This is a genomic window from Streptomyces sp. W16 (assembly GCF_033194735.1).
In the GTDB taxonomy this organism is placed as follows: domain Bacteria; phylum Actinomycetota; class Actinomycetes; order Streptomycetales; family Streptomycetaceae; genus Streptomyces.
On the sequence record NZ_JAWOAI010000026.1, the window covers coordinates 26,157 to 37,256 of the forward strand.

Genomic DNA, 11,100 nt, shown 5'->3' on the forward strand with positions numbered 1-11,100 from the left:
GCCCCGGATTGTCCAGGGTTCAGGGGCACTTCACTTCGGGTCCGCGGCGACGGAGCGCCAGATCCGCTCCGGCAGTACGCGTGCGGCCTCGTCGAGGTCGGGTTCGATGTCGTCGACACCGGAGAGCCAGCGGCGGACGAAGCCGACCAACGGGCCCAGCACCAGGGACTCGATCAGGGCCGGTGGCAGCGGGGCCAACTCGCCCGAATCGACATGGGACTGGATCCAGAGGGTGAACACCGACAGCCTGGCCTCCTGGGAGTCGCGCAGTTCCCTGGCCCGGGTCATGTTCCGCTGATCGGTTCTGGTGGAGTGCAACAGCAGGGCGGCGTCCCGGTGTTCGCGTACGAACGTCAGATGCGTCCGTACGATCGCGCGGATGCCGGTGCGGGCGGTGCGGGTGCTCCGGAGCGCGGTGACCAGGTCCTCCAGCAGCCGGCTCAACCAGCGTTGCGCCAGGGCGTCGTACAGCCCGTCCAGACTGCCGAAGTGGTGGTACAGACTCCCGAGGCTGACGCCGCTGGCCTTGGTCACGGCGTTGACGGTGAGGCCCTGTTCGCCCTGTTCCGCGAAGACGCGTAGCGCGGCGTCGAGGAGCAGGTCTGCGGTGACCTCGCCGCGGTGTTGCTTGGGGCTCATGGGGGACAGCGTATTGCGAACCCGGTTCTAGAGTGAATTTCTAGAGCAGATTTCTGGAACCCTCTTCCGGTGTGGCTACGCGGCGATCCAGACTGGGTGGTAGCTGGGCCCGCGTCCGTCCGTTTCGGGGGATACGGATGGCCGTGGGTCCGGTGGGGGTGGGTTGGAATGTTGCCGTTGGGCCACTCGCTTCTTTGTCAGTGTCGGGCTGGAGCGGACCGAGTAAAGGGCGCTTCGCTTCGCTACGCGTCGGCTGCGCCGATTCCGCTGCGCTCCACCCTTGACTCGCTCCGCTCCAGCCCGTTGGAGAAGCGAGCGAGCGGCCCGGGGAGAGCAATGGGGGGCCGAGGTCCGCCGGCCCCTCATGTCGGCTGCGTTGTGGGCCGGTGTGGTGGGGCGCGTCAGCGTCTCGCCAGCACGCCGGGCCGGCTTAGCGGCCAACGGTGAGTGGGTGGGCTCCCGGAGGCCGGGGGTGCCGCCATGTCGGCGGTCGGGGCAGCATGGCGGGGTGAGCGACCTGTTGTGGGATGACGTGAAGTGCTTCTTCGACCTGGACTGGGTGGGGTCGTTGCCGGACATGCGTGTCCCGAATGCCTCGGTGGATGACTGGCAGGCGGTCCTCGATCTTGTCGCGGAGAAGGGCTGGAAGAGCCAGTACTCCGAGGGAGAGAGGGGGCTTCCGGTGCCCCGGGCGGAGGCCGTGCTGTCCCGTGCGGCGGATGCCGAGTGCCCGGACTTGATGTGCTTTGCGGCTTCCTCCGGGAGATCGGGCGGCGTTTGGGCAAGCCGGTACTCATGGACCCGGAGGGCGAGTACGGCCATCCGGTGCTCGGCTTCGACGTAGAGGCTGATCGAGTCGTTCTCCTTGCGGACCCGCGGACCCGCGGACCCGCAGGTCGGCTGATGGGGTCCAAAAAAGTGTGTCACTTTCCCGTGAAGTGACACACTTCTATGGCACCCACCCCACCCCCTCCGGGCCTTCTCCTCCCCCCCCCACCGGCGGTTGGCCGCTGAGCCGGCGCGGCGTGCTGGCGAGACGCTGGCGCGTCCCGCCACACCGGCCGGCAACGCAGTACAGGCAAGGGACTGGCAGACCTCGGCCCCCCATTGCTCTCCCCGGGCCGCTCGCTCGCTTCTAAGACGGGCTGGAGCGGGCCGGGTCAAGGGTGGCCCGCAGGGCCATCGGCGTAGCCGACGCGAAGCGCCCTTGACGCGGACCGTGGAAGCCCGACACTGACAAAGAAGCGAGTGGCCCAACGCTCACCTACCAACAGGCGCCCACTGCACTCACCCCTCCAGGGGCGCGAGGCTGAGACATTTGCGGCTCCGCCGCGCGGGCGCGACCAGCCCCCACCGGCCCGCGGTGAACAACCCTCAGTCCGCCACCCTGAGCAGCAACTTCCCCGTACTCGTCCGCGCCCCCATCACCCGGTGCGCCTCCGCCGCCTCCGACAACCCGAACTCCGCAGTCACCGGCAACGACACCGTGCCGTCGACCACCGTCGCGAACGCCCGCTCCGTCAGGGCTCGTAGGGCTGCAGGGTCGTTCTGGGCCAGGGTCAGGATCGAGAAGCCGGAGACGGAGAGTGCGCCGGGGTACAGCTCGGGCTGGCCCACCTGCCACGGCTTCGCCGAGCTCGCGTTGCCGAAGGAGACCAGGCGGCCGTAGGTCGCGAGGGAGGCCAGGCCGGCGCGGAAGGTGTCGCCGCCCACCGGGTCCAGGGCGAGGTCCACCCCGCGCCCGGCCGTCGCCGCCCGCACCGGCGCCTCGAACTCGCCCACGAACACCTCGTCGTAGCCGTACCCCCGCGCGAACTCCCCCTTCGCCGCGCTCGATACGACCCCGTACACCGCCCCGGCCCCCGCCGCCCGCGCCAACTGCCCCACCACCGTGCCGATTCCGCCCGCCGCGCCCTGCACGAGTACCGTCTCGCCGGGTTGCAGCCGGCCCACCGAGTGCACGAGGGCGTACGCGGTCGGGAGGACCGTGGGGAGCGTGGCGGCCGTGCGGAGGTCCACGCCCGCGGGGAGCGGGAAGACGGTCACCGCGTCGGTGACGGCCACTTCCGCGTACGCGCCGCCCGCCGTCAGAGCCGCCACCTCCTGGCCCACCGCAAGATCTTCGACGCCCTCACCCACCTCCCGTACCCGGCCCGAGACCTCAAGTCCCGGTACGAAGGGGAGACTTGGCACCCGGTACCCCTCGCCGCGCGCCTTGAGGTCGGCGAAGTTCACCCCGGTGTACGCCACGTCGACGCTCACCTGGCCGGGGCCGGGCCGCGGGACCTCCGCCTCCACGACCTTCAGGACCTCGGGACCGCCGTACTCCTGGAACTCGACTGCGCGCATGCCGTACACACTCCCCGCTCGACTGTTCAATGAAAAGCGAACACTCGCGAGTGTATGGTTTTCATCGAACAGTCGGCAAGGGAGAGCAGGAGGCGGGCATGGCGCAGCGAACCAGCACCACCGGAAGTCATCGGGCCGCCCCCGAACACACCCACCCCGACGACGTCCCCGTACAGACGGCTCTCGCTGCCCTCGCCGATTCCGTACGCATCACCCTGGTGAGGGAGTTGGCCGGTTCGGCGGACTGGTCCCGCAGCTGCGGCAGCTTCGACGTGCCGGTGGGCAAGGCCGCCCTGAGCCACCACTTCGCCGTGCTGCGGGGTGCGGGGATCGTGGAACAGCGGGACGAGGGGCCAAAGCGGGTCAACCGGCTCCGCCGGGAGGAGTTCGCCGCACGGTTCCCGGGGCTGCTGGAACTCGTACTGCGTGCAGAATGAATCGGGTCATGCGCTGGACAAGGGCCCGTCGTACCTTCAGGCAAGGATGACCCTCATGGCCTCCCCGAAGACGGTTCTGATCACCGGTACGTCCTCCGGTATCGGCCTGGCCACGGCCGTCGGCACCGCACGGGCGGGCTGGACGACCATCGCCACCATGCGCGACACCGGCAAGGCGGACGCTCTGCTCAAGGCCGCGCGCTGGTCAACAACGCCGGCGCGGCCCAGGTCGGCACCATCGAGCAGAGCAGCGTCGAGGACGTCCGCGCGGCCATGGAGGTCAACTTCTTCGGCGTGGTGGCGATGACCCGGGCCGCCCTGCCGCACCTCCGCGCGTCGAAGGGGCGGGTGATCACCGTCAGCAGCGTCGGCGGCGCCGTCGGCCAGCCCTTCAACGAGGCGTACTGCGCGGCCAAGTTCGCCGTCGAGGGCTTCATGCAGTCGCTCGCGCCGGTCGCCGCGACCGTCGGCGTCGACGTCACCGTGGTCGAACCGGGCGCGGTGGCGAGCGAGTTCGTCGCCAACCTCGGCCTGGACGTCCCGGCCCTGCTCGCCGCCGCCGGTCCGTACGGCCCGGCGCTTCAGGCCTACATCGCCCGCACCCAGCAGTCGTTCGGCAACGCCCAGACGCCGGCCGAGGCGGCCGCCCCGATCGTCGACGCCCTGACCGCCGCCCACCCGCCCTTCCGCGTCCAGACCTCGCAGTGGGCCCGCGACTTCGTCGCCACGACCCTCGCCGACCCCGACGGCTCGGCCGTCCGGACTCTCACCAGTAGCTGGGTGCGCTGACCGTTCCGCGTCCGTGATGCCTAGGGCAGCTGGTCGAGTAACGCCCCGATGATGGCGGTGGCCGTCTCGGTGGCCTCGCGGACGGCTGCGGCATCCGAGCCCTTCAGGACTTCCTTGAGCTCGCCGACCGCGGACTTGATCTCGGCCCTGATGTCGGCCCTGATGTCGGCCGGCACCGTGTCCTCGCGGTCCTTGTGGTCCCTGAGGAACTTCTCGGTGGAGTTGATGAGCCGCTCGCCCTTGTCACGCGCCTCGGCGACCTCGCGGCGCAGACGCTCCCAGTCCGCGTACCGCTCGGCCTCACGCGTCATGCGCTCCAGGTCGGCCTTGGGCAGTGCGGAGCGGCCGGTGACCACCACGCGCCGCTCCCTGCCACTGCCGAGGTCCTTGGCGGAGACGCCCAGGATGCCGTTGGCGTCGATGTCGAAGGCGATCTCGATCTCCGGGTCGCCGCTCTTCGCCGGAGGCAGACCGGTCAACTCCACTGTGCCGAGCTTCTTGTTGTACGCGGCGATCTCGCGCTCGCCCTGGTAGACCTGGATCCTCAGCTCCGTCTGGCTGTCCCGTGCCGTCGTGAAGATCTCGGAGCGCCTGGTCGGGATCGTGGTGTTGCGCTCGATGAGCTTGCTCATGATGCCGCCCTTGGTCTCGATGCCTAAGGACAACGGGGTGACGTCGAGCAGCATGAGGTCCCGGATCTCGTGCTTGAGGACGCTCGCCTGGAGCGCGGCACCGGCGGCGACCGGGTCGTCCGAACGGACGCGTCGCCGTTCCTTGCCCCCGGTCAGTTCGTCGATCAGCTGGATGACGGCGGGCATACGGGTGGAGCCGCCGACGAGGACGACATGGTCGATCTCCTTGAGGGAGATGCCCGCGTCCTTGAGGACGTTGTTGAACGGCGCCTTGCAGCGGTCCAGCAGGTCGGCCGTCAGCTGCTGGAACTGGGCGCGGGTGAGTTTCTCGTCCAGGTGCAGCGGACCCTCGGCGGAGGAGTTAGCGATGTAGGGCAGGGCGATCGTGGTCTCGGTGGTCGAGGACAGTTCGAACTTCGCCTTTTCCACGGCCTCGCGCAGGCGTCGTAACGCCGCCCTGTCCTTGGTGAGATCGACGCCGTGGTCGGCGGTGAAGCGCCGGACCAGGAGGTCGACGAAGCGCTGGTCCCAGTCGTCACCGCCGAGCCGGTTGTCGCCGCTGGTGGCCTTCACCTCCACCACGCCGCCGCCGATCTCCAGCAGCGACACGTCGAAGGTGCCGCCCCCGAAGTGGATGACCATGACTGTCTCGTCGTCCTTGTCCGCGCCGTAGGCGAGAGCGGCGGCGGTCGGCTCGCTGATGATGCGCAGGACGTTCAGTCCCGCGATCTCGCCGGCCTCCTTGGTGGCCTGCCGCTCGGAGTCGCCGAAGTACGCCGGGACGGTGATCACGGCGTCGGTGACCGTCTCGCCCAGGTAGGCCTCGGCGTCCCGTTTCAGCTTCTGCAGGACGAACGCGCTGATCTGCTGCGGGTTGAAGGTCTTTCCGTCGAGTTCGATCGTCCAGTCGGTGCCCATGTGACGCTTGACCGAACTGATGGTGCGGTCCGCGTTGATCACCGCCTGCCGCCTGGCCGACTCGCCGACCAGCACCTCACCGTCCTTCGTGAAGGCGACGACGGACGGCGTGGTCCTGGCGCCCTCCGCGTTGCTGATGACGGTGGGCTCACCGCCCTCGACGACACTGACCGTGGAATGCGTCGTACCAAGGTCGATCCCCACTGCACGAGCCACTGTGCACCCCCCCGGGTTGCCTTTCCATCAGGCTGCCCCGACGGTGGGCTCCGAACGCCTCCGGCTCCCGCCGCGTCACAGTGTCGGGTCGGGCGTAGGAGGGGGATTCGGCGTGAAAAAGCACCCGAAGAGGTACCTGTGGACCTTCGTGGCCGTCGCGATCGTCGCTGTGGCGGTCCTGGTCGCCCTGGCCGTGCACGGGCTCATGAATCTGGGTGCCGACGACGGGACCGTGAGCGGCGCCCGGCCGAAGGCCGACACCGGCGTCCATCGCGTGTGCGTCGGCACCCGCCCCGTCGACAGCCTCCCCAGCGCCTACGACGACAACTCCCCCCTCGAACCCCTCGAACGCGTCGTCGCCCGCATCGACAAGCTCGCCCACGCCGACCGGTACGCCGCCGTCTACACCGGCCTCTCCCTCGACGAGGACAGTAAGAGCGTGGACGTGTGGCGCGTACCGTCGGCCGCCTTCGACGCCGAGGTCTGTGGGTCCGTCGTGAAGGGCGTGACCGTGCGGCTTCACGACGCCGACCTCGACCGGAAGACGCTCGACGCGCTGTCCGAGCGGGTCGGCGACGACATGAGTCGCTGGGACGGCACCTTCCGGATGCGCGAAGTCGGCGTGGACGAGCGGGGGTTCGTCCGGGTCGGGGTCGACGACCCCGACAAGGCCGAGCCGATCATCAAGAAGGCGTACGGGGCGAAGAACGCCCCGTACATCAAGGTCGAGTACGTGGATCAGGCGTCGACGCTGGTCGGTTGAGGCTGAACCCGGCCCTTCGGGCCCAGTACCTTGCGCAGTGCCACGTACAGCACCGCGCTCAGCACGAAGCCCACGATCGGCGTGCTGTCGCCGAACGACGGCCAGTGCTTCGGGACGTAGCCGACGTAGTCCTCCTGGTTGGAGAAGAGCGGGACCGAGACTCCGATGCCGATCAACAGGGCAGCCAGGCCAGGCCAGTTGGTGAAGGTGGGGTCGGTCAGGCGGGGGGCCAGTTCCTCGGTGGGTGTGCGGGACTGGAACCAGCGCTCCACCAGGACCACGCCCAGCCAGGGTGCCACCCAGTACGCGATGACCAGCAGGAACGCCTCGTACGCCGAGCCCGCGTCGGACAGTGACGCCCACGCCGCCGCCGTACCGGCCACGCCCGACACCACCACCAGGACGCTGCGGTTGAGCCAGGCGGGGAGCTTGAGGCCGAGCGCGGTGAGGGAGATCGCGCCGGAGTAGACGTTCAGGGCGTTCGCCGAGATCGCGCCGAGGATGATCGCGAGCAGCACCAAGTTGCCGAGCCAGGACGGGAGATGGCCCGTGAAGGCCGCCGTGGGCGTTGCGTCCTTGGGGGCCAGCAAAGTTGCCGAGGCCGCTCCCATCACCGCCACGAACGTCACCGACACGAACAGGCCGACCGCCGGGTACAGGATCGTCCTGAACTTGTTCGCCGTGCGGGGGAGATAGCGCGAGTAGTCCGTGGCGTACGGGTTCCAGCCCGCCGCGTAGCCCCAGGCCGCGCTGAGCGCGAGGAGGAAGCCGCCCACCCCGCCGCCCGTGCCGCCGCCGCCGAGGTGCGCGTCCTTGAACGTCCACACGCCTGCCAGCAGGAAGATCACCGCGAGCGCCGGGAACGCGTACTTCTCGAAGGTGTGCACGAAGTTGTGGCCGATGAAGCCGATGAGGATCTCGGCCACGACCACGAGGAGCAGCGACGGCAGGGGACGTAGACCCGTCAGCGTGTTCAGTGCGAACGCCGCGCTCACGCTGTTCACCGCGAACCAACCCACGCCCGCGACAAGGCCGTTGGCCGCCGACGGGAGGATGTTGCCGCGGAAGCCGAAGGAGAAGCGGCCGATCACCATCTGCGGGACGCCGAAGCGCGGGCCGTCCAGGGAGAGGAAGCCCTGGGTGATCGCGCCGAGGCCGGTGCCCAGGACGATCGCCGCGGTCGCCTGCCAGAAGCTCAGGCCGAAGAAGAGGACCGAGATCACGCCGATGTAGACGGTCGCGAACTCGATGTTCGGGGAGGCCCAGGTCCAGAGCAGCTGGAGCGGGGTGCCGTGGCGTTCGGCGTCGGGGATGGGCTCGGCACCGGCCGTCTCGACGGCGATGACCTTGTCACCGTATTCGGGGGCGAGGGTGCCGGTTGAGTCGGCGGGAGCAGTCGTCATGCGAGGTAAGTGTCCGGTTCCTGCCGGTCCGGGCCCAGAGGCGCAATGTCCGTACCGGGCCGCTCACCGGCGTACAACCTGCACGTATCACTTCACGTCTACTCGGCCTTGGGGTCGTCCTTGAGGTCGTCCTTGTTCAGGGACTTCAGGAACTCCGGGTTGTCGTCCGGCGCGATCCACCGGCCCTGCGCGGCCGTCGCCCCCTCCGGGTCGCGCCGCGCCCGGCCCGCGATCAGCCAGGCGACCGGGCCGACCAGGACCTCGCCGAAGAGCAGGATCACGAACACCCACGCCAGTTTCGGCATGCCCCGCACGTCCTCCTCGGGCGTGTTCAGGCAGTCCACGAAGGCGTAGATCCACAGGGCCAGGACCAGCAGGAAGGGCAGATACCTGAGCATGGTGGCGAGATTCTCCTGAGTGGTGGGACGGCCCCGGTGACGGGGTCAGGTTAGCGGGTGGCAGATACTTGGACACATGGCTTACGACGATCTTCGCTCCCTGCTCAGGGCACTGGAGCGCGAGGGAGACCTCAAGCGCATCAAGGCCGAGGTGGACCCGTATCTGGAGGTCGGGGAGATCGTCGACCGGGTTCAGAAGGCCGGCGGGCCCGCGCTGCTCTTCGAGAACGTCCGCGGATCGAGCATGCCCCTCGCCATGAACGTCTTCGGGACCGACCGGCGGCTGCTGAAGGCGCTCGGGCTGAAGTCGTACGGCGAGATCTCCGAGAAGATCGGCGGGCTGCTGCGGCCCGAGCTGCCGCAGGGGTTCGTGGGGGTACGGGACGCCTTCGGGAAGCTCGGTGCGATGACCCACGTGCCGCCGAAGAAGGTCAAGGACGCGCCGGTGCAGGAGGTCGTCCTCGAAGGGGACGATGTCGACCTCGACTTGCTGCCGGCGCTCTTCACCTGGCCGCAGGACGGCGGGTCCTTCTTCAACCTGGGGCTGACCCACACCAAGGACCCGGAGAGCGGGATCCGCAACCTCGGGCTCTACCGGCTGCAGCGTCACGACAAGCGCACCATCGGCATGCACTGGCAGATCCACAAGGACAGCCGGAACCACTACCAGGTCGCGGCCAGGAAGGGCGAGCGGCTGCCGGTCGCCATCGCCTTCGGGTGTCCGCCCGCCGTGACCTACGCCTCCACCGCACCCCTTCCCGGTGACATCGACGAGTACCTGTTCGCCGGGTTCATCGCGGGCAAGCGGATCGAGATGGTCGACTGCAAGACCGTGCCGCTGCAGGTGCCGGCGCAGGCCGAGGTCGTCATCGAGGGGTGGCTGGAGCCCGGCGAGATGCTGCCGGAGGGGCCGTTCGGAGACCACACCGGGTTCTACACGCCGCAGGAGCCGTTCCCCGCGCTGACCATCGACTGCGTGACGATGCGGAAGCGGCCGTTGCTTCAGTCGATCGTCGTAGGGCGGCCTCCGACGGAGGACGGACCGCTGGGGCGGGCGACGGAGCGGTTCTTCCTGCCGCTGCTGAAGATCATCGTGCCGGACATCGTGGACTACCACCTGCCCGAAGCGGGCGGATTCCACAACTGCGCGATCGTCTCCATCGACAAGAAGTACCCGAAGCACGCCCAGAAGGTGATGCACGCGGTCTGGGGTGCGCACATGATGTCCCTGACCAAGCTGATCGTGGTCGTCGACGCTGATTGTGACGTCCACGATCTGCACGAGGTCGCGTGGCGGGCCCTCGGCAACACGGACTACGCCCGGGATCTGTCGGTTGTGGAAGGACCCGTCGATCATCTCGACCATGCCTCCTACCAGCAGTTCTGGGGTGGCAAGGCGGGCATCGACGCGACGAGGAAGTGGCCCGAGGAGGGCTACACGCGGGACGGCGGCTGGCCCGAGATGGTGCTGTCCGACCCGGAGACGGCGGCGAAGGTCGACCGCCGGTGGAAGGAGTACGGACTTTCGTGAGCAGCGCATCAGCCGCGATCCCGCAGCCGGGGCGCACCAAGGCGTTCCTACGCCTCGTCATGATCGAGCACTCCGTCTTCGCCCTGCCCTTCGCCTACATCGCGGCGCTGACCGCGATGTTCCGGCTGGACGGGAACATCCACTGGGGGCGGCTGCTGCTGGTCACCACCTGCATGGTGGGGCTGCGGACGTTCGCGATGGCGGTCAACCGGATCATCGACCGCGAGATCGACGCCCGTAACCCGCGCACGGCACACCGCGAGCTGGTGACCGGCGCGATGACGGTGAAGCACGCGTGGACGGGCGCGCTCGTCGCCCTGGTCGTGTTCCTCGGCTCGGCGGCGCTCCTCAACCCGCTCTGCCTGGCGCTGGCGCCCATCGCGGTGATCCCGATGGTGGTCTATCCCTACGGCAAGCGGTTCACGAACTTCCCGCAGGCCATCCTCGGTCTCGCCCAGGCCATGGGCCCGGTCGGCGGCTGGCTGGCGATCACCGGCGAGTGGTCCTGGGACGCGGTGATCCTCGGGCTCGCCGTCGGCATCTGGATCGGCGGCTTCGACCTGATCTACGCCTGCCAGGACATCGAGACCGACCGGGAGATCGGTGTGATGTCGGTGCCGGCGCGCTTCGGCATCCCGGCGTCGATCTGGGGCGCGCGGGTCTGCCACACGCTCACCACGGCCCTCCTCGCCTGGTACGGCGCGGCGACCGGCGCCGGTGCCTTCTTCTGGTTCGGCCTGCTGATCGTCGCGGGCGCGTTCGTCTACGAGCACTCGATCGTCCGGCCCCATGACCTGTCCCGCCTCAACCGGGCGTTCTTCAGCGTCAACGGGTTCATCGGGATCGCCCTGTTCGTGTGCGCGCTGCTGGATCTGCTGGTGCGCGGGCTGACTGTCTGAGCGGGGCGGCCACGCGCGGTCGTACGGGGCCGCCAGCCCCTGGGTGCCTGCGCGGTCAGAAGGGGCCGCCTGCCCGGTCAGAAGTGGCCGCCTGCTTGGTCAGGCGGGGCGGCCTACGCGCTCAGC

Annotated in this window: 9 protein-coding genes and 2 pseudogenes; 6 read left to right on the top strand and 5 right to left on the bottom strand. The window is 69.1% G+C overall.

What is annotated here, in order from left to right:
• Positions 1-30: 30 nt before the first annotated feature.
• Entirely contained in the window at positions 31-639 is a 609-nt protein-coding gene (locus R6V09_RS05845; RefSeq protein ID WP_317880242.1) for a TetR/AcrR family transcriptional regulator, read from the bottom strand.
• Between the two features lie 508 nt (positions 640-1,147).
• Between R6V09_RS05845 and R6V09_RS05850 the strand changes: the two are divergent.
• Positions 1,148-1,581: pseudogene (locus tag R6V09_RS05850) on the top strand (hypothetical protein).
• Between the two features lie 432 nt (positions 1,582-2,013).
• Here R6V09_RS05850 and R6V09_RS05855 read toward each other — a convergent pair.
• Positions 2,014-2,988, bottom strand: a complete 975-nt coding sequence (locus tag R6V09_RS05855; protein ID WP_317880243.1) for a quinone oxidoreductase family protein — start codon at positions 2,986-2,988, stop codon at positions 2,014-2,016.
• A 98-nt stretch (positions 2,989-3,086) separates the two neighbouring features.
• Here R6V09_RS05855 and R6V09_RS05860 point away from each other — a divergent pair, with 98 nt between their 5' ends.
• The gene (locus R6V09_RS05860; RefSeq protein ID WP_317880244.1) at positions 3,087-3,425 is read left to right on the top strand and encodes an ArsR/SmtB family transcription factor; all 339 of its coding nucleotides are present in this window, start codon (positions 3,087-3,089) and stop codon (positions 3,423-3,425) included.
• 55 nt (positions 3,426-3,480) lie between these two features.
• Positions 3,481-4,214 (top strand): annotated as a pseudogene (locus R6V09_RS05865) (SDR family NAD(P)-dependent oxidoreductase).
• Between the two features lie 20 nt (positions 4,215-4,234).
• Here R6V09_RS05865 and dnaK read toward each other — a convergent pair.
• A complete protein-coding gene (gene dnaK, locus R6V09_RS05870) occupies positions 4,235-5,980 on the bottom strand; it encodes a molecular chaperone DnaK (RefSeq protein ID WP_317880245.1) in 1,746 nt (581 codons plus the stop codon).
• Positions 5,981-6,092: 112 nt separating this feature from the next.
• On the opposite strand from dnaK, the gene R6V09_RS05875 reads away from it, so the two are divergent.
• A complete protein-coding gene (locus tag R6V09_RS05875; RefSeq protein WP_317880246.1) occupies positions 6,093-6,743 on the top strand; it encodes a hypothetical protein in 651 nt (216 codons plus the stop codon).
• Here the strand turns inward: R6V09_RS05875 and R6V09_RS05880 are convergent.
• Complete coding sequence (locus R6V09_RS05880) at positions 6,719-8,146, bottom strand: purine-cytosine permease family protein (protein ID WP_317880247.1); 1,428 nt, start codon at positions 8,144-8,146, stop codon at positions 6,719-6,721. The genes R6V09_RS05875 and R6V09_RS05880 overlap by 25 nt on opposite strands.
• Before the next feature lie 98 nt (positions 8,147-8,244).
• A complete protein-coding gene (locus R6V09_RS05885; protein ID WP_317880248.1) occupies positions 8,245-8,544 on the bottom strand; it encodes a PLD nuclease N-terminal domain-containing protein in 300 nt (99 codons plus the stop codon).
• 76 nt (positions 8,545-8,620) lie between these two features.
• Between R6V09_RS05885 and R6V09_RS05890 the strand changes: the two genes are divergently transcribed.
• Together R6V09_RS05890 and mqnP are read left to right on the top strand one after the other, a co-directional pair.
• The gene (locus R6V09_RS05890) at positions 8,621-10,075 is read left to right on the top strand and encodes a menaquinone biosynthesis decarboxylase (RefSeq protein WP_317880249.1); all 1,455 of its coding nucleotides are present in this window, start codon (positions 8,621-8,623) and stop codon (positions 10,073-10,075) included.
• Positions 10,072-10,974: a menaquinone biosynthesis prenyltransferase MqnP gene (mqnP, locus tag R6V09_RS05895; protein WP_317880250.1), complete on the top strand. Its 903-nt coding sequence runs from the start codon at positions 10,072-10,074 to the stop codon at positions 10,972-10,974. Before R6V09_RS05890 ends, mqnP begins: the two co-directional genes overlap by 4 nt.
• Positions 10,975-11,100 lie beyond the last annotated feature (126 nt).